This window comes from Phaeobacter sp. JH20_29 (genome assembly GCF_048056175.1).
Taxonomy (GTDB): Bacteria; Pseudomonadota; Alphaproteobacteria; order Rhodobacterales; family Rhodobacteraceae; genus Phaeobacter; species Phaeobacter bryozoorum.
The window spans coordinates 258,304-277,192 of record NZ_JAYMWO010000018.1 but is presented as its reverse complement, the minus strand read 5'-3'; the positions used below and the strand labels follow the sequence as shown (position 1 = coordinate 277,192).

The following is an 18,889-nucleotide window of genomic DNA, read 5'->3' as shown; positions in this document are numbered from 1 at the left end:
AAAGCAGCAACCCGGCCGCCGATGGTGGCCGGGTCATTAGGCTGATCCGTCGCCGCGATTGTGCCGACCTGCGGACAGCAACACCCGCGCCTCATGGCTGCGCAAGGACCGCCGCGCCGTCGGAAAGGCCTGCCCCATACTCTCCAGCTCCGGGAACAGTTGGCAAAGCTCTGACCGCTGGGCCGTATCCATCCCCGCCAGTGTCAGGTCACCGGGCTGAAAACTCTCGCTCCAGGCTCCATCGACGCAGATGATTTCATGCTGATCGAAGAGCAGATGAATATAGGTCACATCCAGTGTTCGCGCCCGGCGGATATCGCGATCGTTGATCAGATGCACAGCCGCCACCAGCACCTCGTTTGAGCCGAACAGCAGTTCGGCACGGCTTCCCGTCAGCAGCATCCTGTGTTGCGGTGACACCATCATATCCCGGTTCGGCACAAGCTCGGCCCCCTCCCGGCCGAGCGCCCCGGCCTCAATCAGGATCGGTTGGAACTGAGGGCGGCGCGCCAACTCTGCCGTTGTAACCTCCCGTCGCGCGGTCCAGCGCAGGGTTTGCAACCCGCTGTCGCGCGTCAGGACGCGATCACCAATCTCCAGATCCTCGACCGGAACCGCACCCTGCGGTGTCAGGACAAGGCTGCCCGGCGTAAAACAGGGAATGACCTCTTCGATGTTATAGAAGGTCAACGTTCCAATGGTGTCGTTGTTGTTGTTCGTGACCTCGACCCGGCCGTCCTCTCGGTCAGCGCTGGTATAGATGATCCGGGTGTTTCCAAGCGCGCGCAGCTCGCTGATATCAAGCCGGTCGTAATCATCACCACCTTCGCCACCATCGACGATATCCCCGGCCCCGCCGATCAACAGATCCCGGTCATCCTCGCCGTATAGGCTGTCCGCACCCGCACCGCCGATCAGCGTATCAGCGCCGCTTCCGCCTTCGATTATGTCATCTTCGCTGCCGCCATCCAGCGAGTCGCCGCCTGCGCCGCCACTCAGCTGGTCATAGCCCTCGCCGCCCAGCAACGTATCATTGCCGACGCCGCTGTTCATCACGTCGTCGCCACGGCCACCTTCGCCATAAAAGGATGACCCGGCGGTGCTCCCATCGAGATAGTCATTGCCATCGTCGAGGAAGATGCGGTCGGAATCTTCATAGACACCGATAAAGGCGAGGTCGTCGCCATCGCCGCCATGGATCTCATCATTGCCCTGGCTGCCCGCCAGAATGTCATTGCCAGCCCCGCCCCAGACGGTGTCGGTTCCCATGCTGCCGATCAGCGTGTCATTGCCGTCTTCACCATAAATCAGGTCATCCTGATCGCGGCCAAAGACATGGTCGTCCCCTTCACCAGCATAGATCAGATCGTTGCCATAGAGCCCTTCGAGCTGGTCATTGCCAGCCCCGCCATAGATCGTGTCATCGCCATAGCCTGCGGTGATCGTATCGTTGCCATCGCCGCCCAACAGCAGATCGTTATCGTCGCCGCTGCTAAGCGAGTCATGCCCGATACCACCTTCCAGCGTGTCGCGCCCGGCGCCGCCCTCCAGCGTGTCGCTACCGATGCCACCTTGCAGCAGATCATCACCGGCGCCGCCCTGTAGCAGATCGTTCCCATCGCCGCCAAACAGGGTGTCCGACCCGATACCCCCTTCGACCGAGTCATCGCCGGCACCTGCATCGACCCGGTCATCCCCCTCACCTGCGATAACCGTATCATTGCCGCCGCCGGCCTCGATCACGTCGTCCTGGGAGCCATCAGCCGCGTCGGCGCTGTCGACCCGATCGCCTTCGGGATCGCCCAGGTAGTTGACGTCGATGCGCTCGCCGGAATCGGTGCCTTCGACGATGTAATCCAAGGCCGGCGGGATCGTGAACGTCAGATCGGACAGTCCCGCTCCGCCGGAAACAGGTGCGTCCCCCCCATTGTCAAAGATCACATCCAGCTGCGAAACGGGACCGTCGATTGCAATACCGATATCAGCGGCTGTGCTGCCCTCAGCCTCGATCGAGACCGTGCCATCGGCGTTGACCGTGACCTGATGGTGGGTAACCCCGGTCAACCCGGCAATGATCTGCGATGCGGGGATCAACACACCGCTTGCGTCCAGCACCCGAAGCGTAAACTTATCGTCATTCAAACTGCCGTTCGAATTCACATGCTGAAGATCAAACCGTAAATTTGTGACAGGATTGGAGAACCCGTAACTTGCGGTGATGGGATCGCTGACGCCAAAGGCACCGAAATCGGAAACCGCGTAGCCATCCTGCGAACTGTCCCAGCTGTCCGCTGTGAACGTGCCTGTCACAACCGTGGTATTGCCGCCTTCACTCAGTGAGGTAGACCCACTTTGCGCGGTGCCGTTGATGCCGGTCAACCAGATCGCATTGTCAAGAATGGCCATGTCTCGCGTCTACCTTGTACCTAACAATTAACTCCGCTCCAGCAACAGCAGCGGACACCCCGCGCCGATACAGCCGACGCCCCCGATGACGCGCCCGCGCCCAGATCCCACAGGCGGCGCGCTGTTCGGGTCCAGGGAAAAACACATCCAATGGCCAAGATTTACCCGGCAAACACGTCCAACACAGGACCGCTCTGGGACCGGTGCTGGCCCATTTTGCGGTCAGAATATGGCGAAACGCCGGACCGGTGCCGCTGCGATGGTCCGCGCGACAGGGCTACGGCTAGAGTTTTCAATGCAAAATCAATAGCAGCGGCGGCCAAAACCTGACTAAACTGCGGTCATGCAGCGCGCAGATGGTCGCGACGTCTGCTCAATGAAAATGACTTCGTTAACAGGGACAAACAACATGCTTCAGGAATTCAGAGATTTCATTGCCAAGGGCAATGTGATGGACATGGCCGTCGGCATCATCATCGGCGCCGCCTTTACCGCGATCGTCAGCAGCATGGTCAACGACCTGATCAACCCCATCATCGGATTGTTCACTGGCGGGATCGATTTCACCAACTCCTACCTGGTCCTTGCGGGCAACGTCCCTGAAGGTGCCAGCCTGGAGGCCGCACGTGAGGCAGGCGCCGCTGTGTTTGCTCACGGTGCCTTTGTGATGGCAGTGATCAACTTTCTGATCATCGCATTCGTGGTGTTCATGCTGGTGCGCTACGTCAACAAGGTCAAAGACGCCGCTTTCCGCAAGCAGGAAGCCATGCCCGCCGAGGAAGCCCCCGCCGGCCCCACAGAGCTGGATGTCCTGTTGGAAATCCGCGACTCCCTGAAACGGTAAGCAGACACAGACGATCCGCAGGTGGCATCCTGCGGCCGGTCGGACTAAGGCCACATCTCGGGCACCGGCGACCTCGCGTTGCCGGTGATCGGGCATTCCTTTGAGACAATGGCAGGGACCAGACAACGACATGGAAGAATGGATCGAACAATTGGGCGCGCTCTGGCCCTTGCTAATCAGTACGGCCAAGGCGCTGGTTGTGCTGGTGCTTGGCTGGATAACCGCCGGTATCATCAGCAGCGCCGTGCGCCGTCGCATCAACGCGACGCCACATCTGGATCAAACACTCGGTAATTTTGCCGCCAGTGCCGTCCGCTGGATATTGCTGGCCATCGTGCTGGTCGCCGTGCTTGGCATCTTTGGGATAGAGGCCACCAGCCTGGTCGCCATGCTCGGCGCTGCGACCCTGGCGATTGGCCTTGCTCTCCAGGGAACGCTGAGCGATCTGGCTGCGGGCGTCATGCTGGTTCTATTTCGCCCCTACAAGCTCGGCCAGTATGTCGATATCGGCGGCACCTCCGGCACCGTGGTTGACCTGAACCTCTTCGTGACCGAACTGGTCACACCGGACAACGTCCAGATCATCATTCCCAACGGTCAGGCCTGGGGTGCAATCATCACCAATTACTCCGCCCATGACACCCGCCGCGTGGATATGGTCTTTGGTATCGACTATGGCGACAGCGCCGATGACGCCAAGGAGATCATCATGGCCCTCGCCGAGGCCGATACACGGGTCATGGCGGATCCTGCTCCTTGGGTCCGGGTGACCAATCTTGGCGACAGCTCGGTCGATCTCACCGCACGTCTGTGGTGCAAGGCCGCGGATTATTGGGAGCTGAAGTTCGCAATGACCCAAGCCGTCAAAGAGGCTTTTGACGACAAGGGCATCTCAATCCCCTACCCGCACAGCGTGGAAATCAAGAAAGAGGGCTGATCTCCCGGCAGCCGCCCCGGATCTACGTGCAGGGCGGCTGTCTATGGCTTCGAAAGCGTGTTAGCGCGGGATCGCTCTGGTCATCACCAGTGTCGGCTCTTGACGGTAGTTGGCTTCGTGACTGGCGCTGTAGCCCATCTTCTCGGCGACTCGGATCGAGGCTGCGTTGTCAGGATCCAGAAGACAACAGGTTGATCGCCATTGGGTCGCCTCGGCAGCCCACCGGTGTATGCGCTCGACCGCCTCTGTCGCCAGCCCCTTCCCATGCTCCGCTGGCATCAGCCCCCAGCCCGCCTCGGGCACCGAGCCGAGCGGAGGGTCGATATCGCGCTGATAATCGGCAAAGCCGGCGGTGCCGAGATAGCGTCCGTCGTCGTGGCTGGTGATCGCCCAGTAACCGTAACCCAGCACCTGCCAATGTCCGATGTAGCGCAACAGGCGCGTCCAGGTTTCCTCGCGGCTGGCCGGGCGACCGATCGTATGACGGACAACCACCGGATCCATCCACAACGCCGTCAGCGCATCAAAATCCTCCAGCCGGTGCGGGCGCAGCGACAGCCGCTCCGTCGTCAATGTCGGCCCGGTCACGCAGGCAGGCTCCCCTGCAACACGTAGCGCAGGATTTCGACAACCTGCCGCGGTTCTTTCGCGACAGCCAAGGCAGCGGCATGTACCTCTTTCAAGGCATGCTGATGCTCATCCTGGGACAGGACAATCAGCGACTTGCCCAGAGCGGCCGCATAGCCCGCATCAAAGGCCGCGTTCCACTGTTTGTATTTTTCGCCAAAGCGGACCACGACGATATCCGCGTCTGACAGACCCTTGCGGGTGCGAATGGCATTGACCATCGCGCCTTTGTGGTCGTGCCAATACTTGTTCGGCTCACTGCCCAGAATAGCCACACCGCAGTCATCGCTGGCGTCATGATCGGTAACCGGGCTGGCAAAATGCACATCCAGGCCCGCTGCACCATCAATAATCTGGTCCCGCCAATCGGTGTGAATTTCGCCTGAGAGATATACGTTCAAAGTCACGGAATGTCCTTTCCTGCGCGAGCAGCTGACGGTTTCGGCCCGCCCTGCCAGATGCTGTCTGTTCCTGGCCCCGCCAATGTGATGTGCCCTGGCGCCGGGACCACAGCCCGTTCGGCCAGCAGGCAGAGTATCCAACAGCTGCAACAATTCGTCCACCGCTTCGCGTCAGGTCAGGAAGCTAGCGCCGCCGTGCCACCAGATAACGGCTCGGTATCGAGATCGGGTAATTGCCGGTCTCGATAATCTCGAACCCGGCCCGCTCCACAGCGGCCTCCAGCTCAGCAATACTTAGCAAAGCCACCGAACTCGGCGCCTTTCCGACCAGACGCATCAATGGGATCAGTACCGAGAACATCCAGTATTTCAGGCTGCCACGCGCCTCGCCCAGACAGGGTGTCTTGGAAATGAACAGCTTCCCACTCGGCACGCGTTCGGCGACCGACGCAAGTGCGGCATCCACATCCGGAACCAGATGCAGAAGGTTGAAAGCCATCACCACGTCAAACGGTCCGGCTGGCAGCGCGTCGTCACCGCAATGTTCAAAGGTCACGTTGTCCGCACCGGCCTGCGCGGCCCTGTCGCGACCGATGCGCAGCATTCCCTCCGACAGATCGGTTGCGGTCATCGCCGAAACCGCGTCCGACAGTGCGATCGCGGTGGATCCCGTACCGCAGCCCACTTCCAGCACGTGGTCGCCCGCCTTCAGATAGGCTCTCGTGCGCTCCAACGTGTATTGATAGGCGGCCTCATCCCGGATTTTGGATTTGGCGTATTTGGGGGCAGTCCTGTCCCAGAAGCGCGCATCGGTTGTCATCTCTGTCCTCCTAAGATGGCTACAGGCTACCCATGCAGAAACCTAAGTAAAATTGCCAAAATTTGCAGGTGACATATACATATTTGCATGGATAAACTCGACTGGAATCATATCCGGGCGTTTCTGGCGACGGCAGAAACCGGCTCCCTCTCCGCCGGTGCGCGCAAGCTGGGGCTGACCCAACCGACCCTGTCCCGACAGGTCGCAGCCCTCGAAGCCGATCTCGGTGTGATGCTGTTTGAACGTCCGGGGCGCCGCCTGGCACTGACTTCCGCAGGGCAGGATCTGCTGGACCACAGCCGCAGGATGGGGGCCGCAGCCGAGGGCCTGTCACTGGCGGCCAGCGCCTCGGCCCAAACCATCGAAGGCACCATTCGGATTACCGCAAGCGACGTCGTGTCGGCCTATGTGCTGCCGCCTGTGCTGCGCCAGATCCGACAGCGCGCGCCGCGGCTGACGATTGATGTCGTGGCCGCCAACGACATCCGGGACCTGATGCGACGCGAAGCGGATATTGCCATCCGCCATGTGCGCCCTGACCAGCCGGAACTGATCGCGCGCCTCGTGCGCGAAGCGCGGGCGCATTTCTACGCCGCCCCGAGCTATCTGGAGCGGCAGGGTCGTCCGGCATCAACCAGGGAGTTGGCAGACCACGATTTTGTCGGTTTTGCCGATGTGGACCGTTCGATTGACTTCCTGGCGCCGCTTGGAATCCATCTTGCGCCGGAAAACTTTCGGATCAAGTCCTCCAGCGGTCTTACCGCCTGGGAGCTGGTCAAACAGGGCTTCGGCATCTGCCCGATGATGGAGGATGTGGCCGAGCCTACGCCCGGCATTGAACGGCTACTGCCGCGGCTGGATCCAATCGTATTTCCGATCTGGCTGACCACTCACCGCGAGCTCCACACCAGCCGCCGCATCCGGCTGGTCTTTGACCTTCTGGCAGATTTTCTCGCCCAGAACTGAAAACGCGCCCTCAACCGGGGCGCGTTTCCAGAATAATACAGGTTTCAGCCAGAGGTCACAGGCGCCGTTATCCGCGCAATGTGCCGCCGGTGGCCTTGGTGACTTTTGTGACAATCTTGTCGCTGACCGCTTCGATATCCTTTTCGGTCAGGGTTTTTTCGGTCGGCTGCAAGCGGACCGTGATGGCCAGAGACTTGTTGCCCTCTCCCAGGCTGCCACCGATGAACTCGTCAAAAACGCGCACATCATCAATCAGCGCCTTGTCGGCGCCTGCGGCGGCATTGACCAGGGTAAGGGCTTCAACGTCCTCGGCCACGACAAAGGCGAAATCACGCTCGACCGCTTGCAGGTCGCTTTGAACCAGCGCACCACGATTGGCCCCGGTTTTGCGTGGCATCGGAACTTCGTCAGGCCAGATGGTAAAGGCAACAGCGGACCCCTTGATCCCCATTTCGCTCAGAACCTTCGGGTGCAGTTCGCCAAAGACACCCAGCACTTTCTTCGGACCCAGGCAGATTTTGCCATGCCGCCCCGGATGCCACCAGGGCTCTGCCCCGCGAAGGATCTGGACCTTGGCAGGCGCACCGATTGCGGCCAGAACCGCCTCGATATCTGCCTTGGCGTCAAACGTGTCGACCGCGCGGCTGGTGCCATGCACGTCCTTGGGGCCGGTACGGCCAACCAGAAGGCCGGAAATCAGGTTATGCTGCTCACCCGGTTCACCACCGTGAAAAGCAGGTCCCGCCTCGAAGAGCGCCAGATCCATGAAGCCACGCGCCTGATTGCGTGCGGCAGCCTGCAACAGCCCGGGCAACAGTGCCGGACGCATGTGCGACATCTCGGAGGAGATCGGATTGGCCAGCATGGTCGCATCGTCCCCGCCACCAAACAGCGTTGCAGAGGCCTTGTCGATGAAGGTGTAGCTCACCACCTCGTTATAGCCGAGGCTGGCGCAGGTCCGGCGCGCGATCTGCTGGCGGCGTTGCTCAGGGGTCATCACCGGTGCAGGGACGCCATCTGTCAGGCGCGGCAACGGCTTGCCTTCCAGTTTCGTGAGCGACGCGATACGCGCCACCTCCTCGACCAGATCAGCCTCCCCCATCACATCCGGGCGCCAGCTCGGAACATGGGCCATATTGCCCTCAAGCCGGAAACCCAGACGGGTCAGGGTCTGGCGCTGCTCTGATTCCGGGATATCCATCCCGACCAGCGACTGGACCCGCTCGGGATCCAGCTTATAGGCGCGCGCGTGATCCGGTACAGCGCCTGCGATCACCACATTCGACGGCTCGCCACCGCAGAGGTCGAGGATCATCCGGGTGGCATGATCGAGACCTTCACGGGTGTATTCGGGGTCGACGCCCCGCTCGAAACGGTAGCGCGCGTCCGAGTTGATTTTCAGCGCCCGGCCAGTCGTCGCGATCTGTACATGGTCCCAGAATGCGCTCTCAAGGAACACATCGGTCGTTTCCTCGGTGCACCCGGTGTCGGCCCCGCCCATGATGCCCGCAATGCTCTCCGGGCCGTTGTCGTCGGAGATGACCATCTGCCCTTCGGCGAAGGTGTAGTCCTTCTCATCCAGCGCGGTCAGCGTCTCGCCACCCGCTGCCCGGTGGATGCGCAGATTGCCCGCTACCTTGGCCGCGTCAAAGACATGCAGTGGGCGGTTCTGATCGAAGGTGAAATAATTGGTGATATCAACCAGTGTCGAAATCGGACGCAGACCAATGGCGCTCAACCGGTCCTGTAGCCACTGCGGGCTAGGGCCGTTCTTCACGCCGCGGATCAGGCGACCGGTGAACAGCGGGCAGCCATCCAGCGTATCTGCGTCGATATTGACCTTGATCGGGCTTTCGAATCCGCCGTCGACCGGCTCGATATCAAGCGGCTTCAATGTGCCCAGCCCGCGTGCGGCCAAATCCCGCGCGATCCCCCTAACCCCCAGCGCATCCGGGCGGTTCGGCGTGATGGCGATTTCAATAACGGGATCGACCTTGGCCGGGCTATTCTCGGACAGCCAATCGACGAAGCGATCGCCGACATTGCCCGAAGGCAGCTCGATGATGCCGTCATGTTCATCCGACAGTTCCAGCTCGCGCTCGGACGCCATCATGCCAAAGCTCTCGACACCGCGGATCTTGCCCACACCGATGGTGATGTCGAGACCGGGAATATACATGCCCGGTTTGCAAACCACGACGGTGATACCTTCACGGGCATTGGGCGCGCCGCAGATGATCTGCATCTCGCCTTCATCGGTGTCGACCTTGCACACCCGCAGCTTGTCCGCGTCGGGGTGTTTCTCGGCATGTTTCACATAGCCGAGCGTAAAATCCTTCAGCCGGTCCGCAGGGTTCGACACACCTTCGACCTCAAGCCCGAGGTCGGTCAGTGTTTCGGTGATGTCCTCGACGGAGGCCTCAGTGTCGAGGTGGTCTTTCAGCCAAGAAAGAGTGAATTTCATCGGTCCGGTTTCCTATGGCAAGCCATGCATGTTGCAGCAGGCAATGACAAAGATTGCCCCCATGTGCAAGCCTTGGCTCCGCTCTCGGTCTAAGGATAGCTGGGGGTGAGACCCAAAAGCTCATCCAGCTGCCGACCGATCCAACCATGCGGGATGAAATGCCCGCCCGGGTGCAGATCCAGGGTGACATCATGCCCACCGCAGCTCCAGCCGGTGCGCGAAAACGTCAGGAAACTGCGGACCTGCCAATCTCCCTGCGCCTCGCCTCCGCCGGAACAGTCGAACGCCCGCCGCCACAAGGCCACCGGATAGGTCACATCACCCCCCGGCCCCATCGGAAAATCCATCACCGTGTCCGCAAGCCCGTGCACATGCCGAACCTCCTGCGGGGCCTCGGCGCAGGTTTCGGTTTGATCAATACTGCCCGCCACCGCCAGCAATGCCGCAATCCCCTTGCCGCTCTGGCAGGCGTAACGCCAGGCCATGGCGGATCCGTAGGAATAACCCGAGACAAAGACCTGTTCGGCATCGACCGGGTAGCGTTTTGCCACATCCGCCAGCACCGCATCGGCAAAGGGCACATCCTCGGTGTCTGCCGTCCAGAAATTCCAGCTCTTGCCACGGCCATTCGGGGTGACCAGCAATACGCCCCGCCGTTTGGCCGAGGCCCCGACCCGATCGGAGCGCAGCGCATGTTTGCCTGTTCGCGACCAGCCATGAAAATGCATCAGCACAGGCAGCGGCGCGACACCGTCCCAGTTATCAGGCTCCATCACGTGATAGCTGCGATCTCCCAGCGCGCAGGCCAGCTCTTCGCCGCAGGGGTCTGCATTTGCCTTCCACGGCCCCATGGCCGCGACAGAGGTGGCACACATGTAAGCGGTTGAGAGCAAGAGGAGAAAACGTGTCATAGACGGGAGACTACCCGACACCACGCCCCTGTCATTTCACATGTTTGTGGGGCGGTGAACCTAGGCCCCAAACCAAAACGCCCGCCTCAGGTACGAGGCAGGCGTTCAGAAGTCCGTCATCCGGGCCTAGCGGCTCAAACCACCGTGCAGCGTCGGCACGTCGAGACACTGGAAACCGTAGTGGCGCAGCCAGCGCAGGTCGCTGTCGAAGAAGGCGCGCAGATCAGGAATACCGTATTTCAGCATCGCGATCCGGTCGATCCCCATCCCGAACGCAAACCCCTGATAGATGTCCGGGTCGATCCCGCCAGCGGCAATCACCTTGGGGTGCACCATGCCGGAGCCGAGGATTTCAAGCCAGTCGTCACCCTCGCCAATCTTCAGCGTGCCATCTTTCCAGGAACAGCGGATATCAACCTCGGCCGACGGTTCGGTGAAGGGGAAATGCGACGCACGGAAACGCAGATCGACGCTGTCCACCTCAAAGAAGGATTTCACGAATTCTTCCAGCACCCATTTCAGGTTCGCCATGGAGATGTTCTTGTCCAGCGCGAGGCCTTCGACCTGATGGAACATCGGCGTGTGGGTCTGATCGTAATCAGCGCGGTAAACGCCACCCGGACAGATGATGCGCAAAGGCGCACCCATCTTCTCCATCGAGCGGATCTGGACGGGGCTGGTATGGGTGCGAAGCACATGCGGCGGGCGGTTATCGCCCTCGGCACGGTGCATGTAGAACGTGTCCATCTCAGCGCGTGCCGGATGGTGGCCGGGGATATTCAGCGCATCGAAATTGTACCAGTCGGTGTCAATACGCGGGCCTTCGGCAACGGAGAAACCCAGCTCGGCAAAGATCGCGGTCAACTCCTCGCTGGCCTGGCTGATCGGATGCAGAGTCCCGCTGCGCGTCGGGCGGGTCGGCAAGGTGACGTCCAGCCATTCGGTCCGCAGGCGCGCATCCAATGCGGCATCGGCCAGCCCGGCCTTCTTGGCGGCGAGTGCGGCGTTGATCTCATCCTTCAGCGCGTTCAGGGCCGGACCCGCAACCTGACGCTCTTCTGGCGTCATCTTGCCCAGCTCACGCATCTTCAGCGCGACTTCGCCCTTTTTCCCAACAGCTGCAACCCGGATGGTCTCCAGCGCGTTTTCATCGGCAGCATCGGCGATCTGCCCGAGATATTTTGCTTTAAGATCGTCCATGACGGTCCCCTGAATAATGCTGCAGCCCTGCTACCACAGCAGAAGCTGAAAGCAAGCTTTTGAACCGGTTCTCTGCCAATCGGGCGGCAATCGCGACAATCCGGCAGCCTCCCCGCCTCCGTCAGACCGTATAGCCTGCCTCTCTAGCAGATCAGCAACAGCAAAAGGGCCGCCCTTTGCAGAGCGGCCCTTTCGGAATTGTCTTGCGCCTAAGCTTAGGCTGCCAGTGCGCTCTGTGCCTGCTTCACGATGGCACCGAATGCTTCGGGCTCGTGTACGGCCAGATCGGCCAGCACTTTGCGGTCCACTTCGATACCGGCCAGGGTCAGGCCGTTGATGAAGCGGGAGTATGTCAGAGCCTCGTCGTGGCTACGCACAGCTGCGTTGATCCGCTGGATCCACAGCGCGCGGAAATTCCGCTTGCGGTTCTTACGGTCGCGGGTTGCGTATTGGTTTGCCTTGTCAACAGCCTGACGCGCGACCTTGAAGGTATTCTTGCGACGGCCATAATAGCCTTTTGCGGCCTTGATGACTTTCTTGTGACGGGCGTGAGTTGTGGTACCACCTTTAACGCGGGACATATCTCAGATCTCCTCTTAGCGGTCGTAGGGCATGAAGCCCTTGACGATCTTTGCGTCGGGTGCCGACAGGGTAGTGGTGCCGCGGGCGTCGCGGATAAACTTGCGGGTCCGCTTGATCATGCCATGGCGCTTGCCGGCCTGACCTGCGAGGACCTTGCCGGTCGCGGTCACTTTGAAGCGCTTCTTGGCGCTCGATTTTGTCTTCATTTTGGGCATTTCCGTCTCCTTCAATGCGGGTTCGGTCTATGCGCGACTCGGCATGCCACATTGGGCCGGCCACGCGAACAGGGCTGCCGTTTACGCAAGCTGGACCATAAGGGCAAGCAGATTCTTCGAGCAGACGGCCAATCCGCCCTCCTTGAGGTTCAGTCAGCGCGGCCTCGACAGTCAGCGCGCGCCATGACGCTCAGGTAAAGCGGCCAATCACCCGGAAAATGGCTTTCGGGATATCGTCGATCTGATACCCGCCGGATTTTGTACTGAACGCATATAGGAGCAGACCCACCGCCACGACAAGAAAAACCGCCGACACCCTGGGGGTGCGGCGGTCGGTAGCGGCAGACAACAGCGCGGGTATTGCCAGAAAAGCCAGCAACAACCCAAGCACCAGTGCCAGATCCGTATCCATGCTGCGCGTCCTCGCAGAAGACTAAGACGCGTTCAGGTTACTCCGGGTCGGTGCTGTAGATCAAACGTTCATCGCAGGGTGCCACACGCAGGATGTTGGTGGTGCCCGGAACGTTGAAAGGCACACCGGCCGTCACGACGATCTGATCGGTTTCCCCGGCGAACCCGCCGGAACGGGCGGCACGCGCGGCACCGACCACAGCGCCTTTGAAGCGTTCCTGGTCCGGCGTCACCACACAGTTGCAGCCCCAGCTCAGCGCCAGACGGCGGGCTGTCCGGTTCAGCGGCGTCAGCGCAATGATCGGCACGCCCGGACGCTCCCGTGCGGTCAGCAGCGCGGTGGTGCCGCTTTGGGTATAGCAGCAGATCGCCTTGATCTCGGTCTTCTCGGCGATTTCACGCGCGGCAGCGACAATGGCGTCGGCGACGGTATCGCCCTTGGCCGAGCGGGAAGAGGCAATGATCTGGCTATAGGTCGGATCCACCTCTACCTCGGTGGCGACATTGTCCATCGTCTTCACCGCTTCGATCGGGTACTGGCCTGCCGCGGATTCAGCGGAGAGCATGATTGCATCCGCCCCCTCGTAGATCGCGGTTGCCACATCGGAGACTTCGGCGCGGGTCGGCATCGGGCTTTCGATCATGCTTTCCAGCATCTGGGTGGCCACGATCACCGGTTTGGCAGCTGCACGGCAGCGACGCACCAGTCGTTTCTGGATCGGCGGCACTGCAGCAACCGGCAGTTCAACACCCAGATCGCCGCGCGCAACCATGATCCCGTCGGAGGCATCTAGGATTTCATCGAAATTGTCGACCGCAGCCGGTTTTTCGATTTTCGACAGCACAGCCGCGCGACCATCCGCAAGACCACGTGCCTCGTAGACGTCCTTGGCGCGCTGAACAAAGGACAGCGCCAGCCAATCGACGCCCAGCCCGCAGACAAATTCCAGATCGCCGCGATCTTTCTCCGACAGGGCCGCCAGCGGCAGCACCACATCGGGAACATTCACCCCCTTGCGGTTGGAGATTGTCCCACCTGTGGTGACGGTACAATTGGCGAAGTCGTTGCCGCAGGTCTCCACCTTCAGGCGAATCTTGCCATCGTTGACCAGCAGATGGGCACCGGGCTGCAGGGCTTCGAAAATCTCGGGGTGGGGAAGACAGACGCGATTCACGTCACCTTCTGCCTTGTCCAGATCCAGCCGGAAGGACGCACCTTCGACCAGCTCCTCCGAACCATTGGCAAAGACGCCGACACGCAGCTTCGGCCCCTGAAGGTCGGCGAGGATGGCAATCGAGCTGTCCAGATCGGCCTCGACCTTGCGAATAATCGCATGTTTGGCGGCAATCTCTTCGTGGCTGCCGTGCGACATGTTCAGACGGAACACATCTGCACCCGCCTCATGCAGGGCACGGATGGTCTCATAGGTTTCGGATGCCGGCCCAAGGGTGGCAACAATCTTTACATTGCGCGATCTTCTCATGGGGTCATCCTCTTCATCGGCTGGAACGGTGTTATCGCAAACATTGCTGCGGCGCTTATCGCCTAATTCCCATTTTGCCGCAACTCCCCTAAAGCTTCATCATCAAATGGCGACGGACAGATGACATATTCACCATTCTTCTTGCATGGGGCCGGGCGCCCTGCCCGCTGGGTGATCTGCTGCGATCACGCCACCAACCATGTGCCCCCCTTTGTGAACAACGGCGAACTTGGCCTGCCGCGCGCGGACATGGAGCGCCACATTGCCTATGATATCGGCGCCTATGGGGTGGCACAGCAGTTGGGGCAGCTTCTGGATGCGCCGGTCATCGCCTCCAATTTCTCGCGACTGGTGATTGATCCAAACCGTGGCCCGGATGATCCGACGCTGCTTATGAAACTCTACGACGGGACCATCATTCCCGGCAACCGCCACGCCGATGCGGCCGAGCGAACGGCGCGGATGGCGGCCTGCTACCACCCCTATCATGATGCTCTGGCCGAGCTGCTGATGCGGCCCGGCGCGGTTCTGGTGTCCATCCACTCCTTCACCCGCCAGCTGCGCGGACGTCCGCCACGCCCTTGGCACATCGGAATCCTGTCACCTGACAACGAGCCCCTGTCGCCCCATATCGTCACCGAGCTGAAGGCGCAGCCGGACCTCTGCGTCGGCGTGAATGCGCCCTACACAGGCTATCTGCCCGGCGATACGCTGGATCGACATGGTACCGCACATGCGCGCCCAAACACGCTGATCGAACTGCGCAACGATCTGATTGCCAGTGCAGCCGAGCAGCAGGGCTGGGCCGAACGTCTGGCCAATGTACTGCCCTGCGCCTTGGACAAATCAGGTCTCTGACACCCGATTAGGGCGCGACCACCGGTGCGAGTTGCCCCGCCCGGGTGCAACTGCTAGTCACGCAGATAGTGTCATGGAAGGAGCCCGACATGGACAAGCAGACCCAGATCGAACTAGAGGCGGCCGCCTTCCGCCGGTTGCGCCAGCACCTGATGGAAGACCGCACCGATGTGCAGAACATCGACATGATGAATCTCGCAGGGTTCTGCCGCAATTGCCTGTCGCGCTGGTATCAGGAAGCCGCCAATGAACGCGGCATCGAGATGGGAAAAGCCGAGGCACGTGAAAGCTTCTACGGCATGACCATGGATGAATGGAAAGCCAACTATCAGACCGAGGCCTCTGTCGAGAAACAGGCCGCTTTTGAGACCGCATTTCAAGAGAATGTAGGAAAAGAGCCCTCCTGACGGTCCAGCGCCGCCACCGACGGACCGCGAAGTTACTGCCGCGTGAAGCGACCTGATGAAGGCCCCGGCAGGGGCCTTTTTTGCGTCACTGCGCCCCTGACACATAGGCGATCATAGCCGATTGGTCGTCGGCTGGTCAGATCACGCCGATTTCCGCAAGCGCCTGCGACAGCTCAGGCGGCAACGGCTTTTCTGCCACACGCCCTTTTCGCAGATCCGGCGGCGTGTCCTCCGGCTTCAGATAGCGCCACCCCTGAAAAGCCCGCCGCGTTGCGACCTGTGTACGGTGGATTTCCGGCTCCAGAACAATTGCACAGCGGCGGATTCCGTCGCCACCGATCACCTCGTCCAGCCGCAGAATGCGTTGACGACACTGGATTTGTCCCTTGATCACCCAATAGATCGACCCGCCATTGAGGATCTCCACTTCGCGCTTGGGCCACATCCGCGTAACATGGCGCGGCAATCCCTCCGGCAACTGCTTGCGGTACTCCGCCTGCCAGGCTGCCAGCCCGTCAACAGTTTCAGTCCCAACGGAAAGTTTCACGAGGTTGATATAGTTATCCACAAGATGCCCACAGAGTCGTCCAGATGATCAACTCTATATTGTAGGTCAGACTGGCAGATCGACAAGGTGTTGTGGTACGATGATGATAAATTTACGCCTCCGCGCGATTTCTGCGTTGAGGATATCGGCGCGGCTGGTGTAGTCAGGCCGCCACCTTGCCACGACCGACCATAGGGATTCGCCATATGAGCCGCTTTGCCGCCCCGATTGCCGAACAGATCTGGGACATGAAATACCGTTTCAAACAGGCCGATGGCACCCCCATCGACCAGACCGTCGAAGACAGCTGGCGCCGCATCGCCCGCGACTTGGCACGGGCTGAGACCGATCCCAAGATGTGGGAGGACAAATTCTACGGTGCGCTTGAGGACTTCCAGTATCTGCCCGCTGGCCGGATCACCGCCGGTGCCGGCACCGCGCGGCAGGTGACCCTGTTCAACTGCTTCGTGATGGGCACCGTCCCCGACAGCATGGCTGGCATCTTCGACATGCTGAAAGAGGCCGCGCTGACCATGCAGCAGGGCGGTGGCATCGGCTATGACTTCTCCACCATCCGTCCGCGCGGCGCCGATGTGAAAGGTGTTGCCGCAGACGCCTCTGGCCCGCTCAGCTTCATGGATGTCTGGGACGCCATGTGCCGCACCATCATGTCCGCAGGCTCGCGCCGGGGCGCGATGATGGCGACCATGCGCTGCGACCATCCCGATATCGAGGCCTTCATCACCGCGAAATCCGATCCCGCCCGCCTGCGCATGTTCAACATGTCCGTGCTGGTCACCGACCCCTTCATGGAAGCGGTAAAGGCAGATGGATCCTGGGATCTGGTTTTTGGTGACAAGGTTTATCACACCGTCCAGGCGCGGGACCTGTGGAACAAGATCATGCAGGCGACCTATGATTACGCCGAACCCGGTGTGATCTTCATCGACCGCATCAACAAGGCCAACAACCTGTCCTACGTGGAACAGATCGCGGCCACCAACCCCTGCGGCGAGCAGCCCCTGCCCCCCTATGGCGCCTGCCTGCTTGGCTCGATCAATCTGGCGCGCCTGGTCAAGAACCCCTTCGAGAAAGACTCCGAACTGGATCCGCTGGCCCTGAAAGAGCTGGTCGCCACCGCGGTGCGGATGATGGACAACGTTGTAGACGTGTCGAAATTCCCGCTGGAGGCCCAGGCACAGGAAGCCCAGAACAAGCGCCGCATCGGTCTTGGTGTAACAGGCCTTGCCGACGCACTGCTGATGCTGGGGCTGCGCTATGGCTCGGACGAAGCCGCGCGGCAGACCGAGGATTGGCTGCACGCGATCGCCCGCGCGGCCTATCTGGCCTCGGTGGATCTGGCCAAGGAAAAAGGCGCCTTCCCGCTGTTCGATGCGGACGCCTACCTGGCGTCGGGCACCATGATGAATATGGACGAGGATGTGCGCGACGCAATCCGCGAACACGGTATCCGCAACGCGCTGCTGACCTCTATCGCACCGACCGGCACCATCTCGCTTTATGCGGGCAACGTGTCCTCGGGGATCGAACCCGTCTTTGCCTATGCCTATACCCGCAAGGTCCTGCAAAAGGACGGCAGCCGCACTGAAGAGGAAGTCGTGGATTACGCCGTGCAGATGTGGCGCGACAAGTTCGGCGACAAGGAGCTGCCCGACTATTTCGTCAACGCCCAGACCCTGCCCCCCTCCGACCACGTCAAGATGCAGGCGGCGGCGCAGAAATGGATCGACTCGTCGATCTCCAAGACCATCAACTGCCCCGAAGACATTTCCTTTGATGAGTTCAAGGACGTCTACATGCAGGCCTGGGACCTTGGTTGCAAAGGCTGCACCACCTATCGCCCCAATGACGTAACCGGCTCAGTCCTGACCGTCAGCGAAAGCTCCGACAAGGCGCCGGGCGAAAGCGCCGATGCACCGCATCAAAGCGATATGGGCGAGAATGGCGCCGAAGTGGTCTATATGTCAGAGCCGCTGGACCGCCCGCAGTCTCTGGAGGGTCACACCTACAAGCTGAAGTGGCCGGATTCCGAGCACGCCATTTACCTCACCATCAACGACATCATCATCAACGGCCACCGCCGCCCGTTTGAGGTCTTCATCAACTCCAAGAACATGGAGCATTACGCCTGGACCCTGGCGCTGACCCGGATGATCTCGGCCGTGTTCCGCCGTGGCGGCGATGTGTCCTTTGTCGTCGAGGAGCTGAAAGCGGTCTTCGATCCGCGGGGGGGCGCCTGGGTGCAAGGCAAATACATCCCCTCCATTCTGGCGGCGATCGGCGGCGTGATTGAAACCCATATGGTGGCAACCGGCTTCCTCGAAGGTGAAGGCATGGGGCTGAAATCAGATCCGCAAGCGGAAGTGGTTTCCCTCAATGCTCCACGCGGCAAACCCTGCCCCAGCTGCGGCCAATACGATCTGCAGATGGTGGAAGGCTGCATGACCTGCCGCAGCTGCGGCCACAGCAAATGCGGGTAACCTGCGGCACCTGATGTCTCTGTCGGACCCAGGAAATAACTGCCATTGATGGGGGTTTTCTGCCATTCCGACACGAGGTTAATTGCCACCGGCCGATCTTCGGCCGGTGGTTTTGTTTTAAAACAATGACTTATGTGATCTCTGCCTTCTGCATGTTGAAGGGATCCGTTTCCCCTCCGCAGATCAGCGCCACCTGTTGACTGAAATCGCCGTATTAAGCAGGACTGAAGCTCAAACCTGGCCAGGTTCTTTCCTTCAATTCCCCGACCGCACGGTGTGCAAGCGGGGGCCAGACGGCGCGGCGCGCC

Annotated in this window: 18 protein-coding genes; 6 read left to right on the top strand and 12 right to left on the bottom strand. The window is 60.7% G+C overall.

What is annotated here, in order from left to right; translation table 11 throughout:
• Positions 1-36 precede the first annotated feature (36 nt).
• Positions 37-2,406: a Hint domain-containing protein gene (locus tag VWZ85_RS16250; RefSeq protein ID WP_416589137.1), complete on the bottom strand. Its 2,370-nt coding sequence runs from the start codon at positions 2,404-2,406 to the stop codon at positions 37-39.
• Positions 2,407-2,815: 409 nt separating this feature from the next.
• Between VWZ85_RS16250 and mscL the strand changes: the two genes are divergently transcribed.
• A complete protein-coding gene (gene mscL, locus VWZ85_RS16245; RefSeq protein WP_340544729.1) occupies positions 2,816-3,250 on the top strand; it encodes a large conductance mechanosensitive channel protein MscL in 435 nt (144 codons plus the stop codon).
• 130 nt (positions 3,251-3,380) lie between these two features.
• Complete coding sequence (locus tag VWZ85_RS16240; protein ID WP_416538424.1) at positions 3,381-4,187, top strand: mechanosensitive ion channel family protein; 807 nt, start codon at positions 3,381-3,383, stop codon at positions 4,185-4,187.
• Between the two features lie 60 nt (positions 4,188-4,247).
• Here the strand turns inward: VWZ85_RS16240 and VWZ85_RS16235 are convergent, their stop codons facing one another.
• The 3 genes from VWZ85_RS16235 to VWZ85_RS16225 form a co-directional block, all read right to left on the bottom strand.
• A complete protein-coding gene (locus tag VWZ85_RS16235) occupies positions 4,248-4,775 on the bottom strand; it encodes a GNAT family N-acetyltransferase (RefSeq protein ID WP_416540568.1) in 528 nt (175 codons plus the stop codon).
• The gene (locus tag VWZ85_RS16230; protein ID WP_416535848.1) at positions 4,772-5,221 is read right to left on the bottom strand and encodes a YtoQ family protein; all 450 of its coding nucleotides are present in this window, start codon (positions 5,219-5,221) and stop codon (positions 4,772-4,774) included. The genes VWZ85_RS16235 and VWZ85_RS16230 overlap by 4 nt, the downstream gene beginning before the upstream one ends.
• 178 nt (positions 5,222-5,399) lie before the next feature.
• The gene (locus tag VWZ85_RS16225; RefSeq protein WP_340544723.1) at positions 5,400-6,035 is read right to left on the bottom strand and encodes a class I SAM-dependent methyltransferase; all 636 of its coding nucleotides are present in this window, start codon (positions 6,033-6,035) and stop codon (positions 5,400-5,402) included.
• An 87-nt stretch (positions 6,036-6,122) separates the two neighbouring features.
• Here VWZ85_RS16225 and VWZ85_RS16220 point away from each other — a divergent pair, with 87 nt between their 5' ends.
• Complete coding sequence (locus VWZ85_RS16220; protein WP_416589135.1) at positions 6,123-7,001, top strand: LysR family transcriptional regulator; 879 nt, start codon at positions 6,123-6,125, stop codon at positions 6,999-7,001.
• Positions 7,002-7,068: 67 nt separating this feature from the next.
• On the opposite strand, the gene pheT is transcribed toward VWZ85_RS16220, so the two are convergent.
• From pheT to pyk, 7 genes are all read right to left on the bottom strand, one after another.
• Positions 7,069-9,465, bottom strand: coding sequence for a phenylalanine--tRNA ligase subunit beta (gene pheT, locus VWZ85_RS16215; RefSeq protein WP_416589134.1), 2,397 nt, complete (start codon positions 9,463-9,465; stop codon positions 7,069-7,071).
• Positions 9,466-9,554: 89 nt separating this feature from the next.
• Positions 9,555-10,376 (bottom strand): alpha/beta hydrolase family esterase, encoded by an 822-nt coding sequence (locus VWZ85_RS16210; protein ID WP_416589132.1) that lies wholly within the window; start codon positions 10,374-10,376, stop codon positions 9,555-9,557.
• Between the two features lie 126 nt (positions 10,377-10,502).
• A complete protein-coding gene (gene pheS, locus VWZ85_RS16205; RefSeq protein ID WP_340544717.1) occupies positions 10,503-11,576 on the bottom strand; it encodes a phenylalanine--tRNA ligase subunit alpha in 1,074 nt (357 codons plus the stop codon).
• A gap of 215 nt (positions 11,577-11,791) precedes the next feature.
• The gene (gene rplT / locus VWZ85_RS16200; RefSeq protein WP_014873789.1) at positions 11,792-12,157 is read right to left on the bottom strand and encodes a 50S ribosomal protein L20; all 366 of its coding nucleotides are present in this window, start codon (positions 12,155-12,157) and stop codon (positions 11,792-11,794) included.
• A 15-nt stretch (positions 12,158-12,172) separates the two neighbouring features.
• On the bottom strand, positions 12,173-12,373 hold the full coding sequence (gene rpmI, locus VWZ85_RS16195; RefSeq protein WP_014873788.1) for a 50S ribosomal protein L35: 201 nt from the start codon (positions 12,371-12,373) through the stop codon (positions 12,173-12,175).
• Between the two features lie 190 nt (positions 12,374-12,563).
• Positions 12,564-12,785 (bottom strand): hypothetical protein, encoded by a 222-nt coding sequence (locus tag VWZ85_RS16190; protein WP_340544710.1) that lies wholly within the window; start codon positions 12,783-12,785, stop codon positions 12,564-12,566.
• 37 nt (positions 12,786-12,822) lie between these two features.
• Positions 12,823-14,268 carry a pyruvate kinase gene (gene pyk, locus VWZ85_RS16185; RefSeq protein WP_416535844.1) on the bottom strand — a complete coding sequence of 482 codons (1,446 nt, stop codon included), beginning with the start codon at positions 14,266-14,268 and terminating at the stop codon, positions 12,823-12,825.
• 120 nt (positions 14,269-14,388) lie between these two features.
• Here pyk and VWZ85_RS16180 point away from each other — a divergent pair, with 120 nt between their 5' ends.
• Positions 14,389-15,126: an N-formylglutamate amidohydrolase gene (locus VWZ85_RS16180; RefSeq protein ID WP_416589130.1), complete on the top strand. Its 738-nt coding sequence runs from the start codon at positions 14,389-14,391 to the stop codon at positions 15,124-15,126.
• Between the two features lie 89 nt (positions 15,127-15,215).
• Entirely contained in the window at positions 15,216-15,533 is a 318-nt protein-coding gene (locus VWZ85_RS16175; protein ID WP_416535842.1) for a DUF1244 domain-containing protein, read from the top strand.
• A 136-nt stretch (positions 15,534-15,669) separates the two neighbouring features.
• On the opposite strand, the gene VWZ85_RS16170 is transcribed toward VWZ85_RS16175, so the two are convergent.
• Positions 15,670-16,101 (bottom strand): DUF1489 family protein, encoded by a 432-nt coding sequence (locus VWZ85_RS16170; RefSeq protein WP_416589128.1) that lies wholly within the window; start codon positions 16,099-16,101, stop codon positions 15,670-15,672.
• A 185-nt stretch (positions 16,102-16,286) separates the two neighbouring features.
• Here VWZ85_RS16170 and VWZ85_RS16165 point away from each other — a divergent pair, with 185 nt between their 5' ends.
• The gene (locus tag VWZ85_RS16165) at positions 16,287-18,581 is read left to right on the top strand and encodes an adenosylcobalamin-dependent ribonucleoside-diphosphate reductase (RefSeq protein ID WP_416545114.1); all 2,295 of its coding nucleotides are present in this window, start codon (positions 16,287-16,289) and stop codon (positions 18,579-18,581) included.
• Positions 18,582-18,889 lie beyond the last annotated feature (308 nt).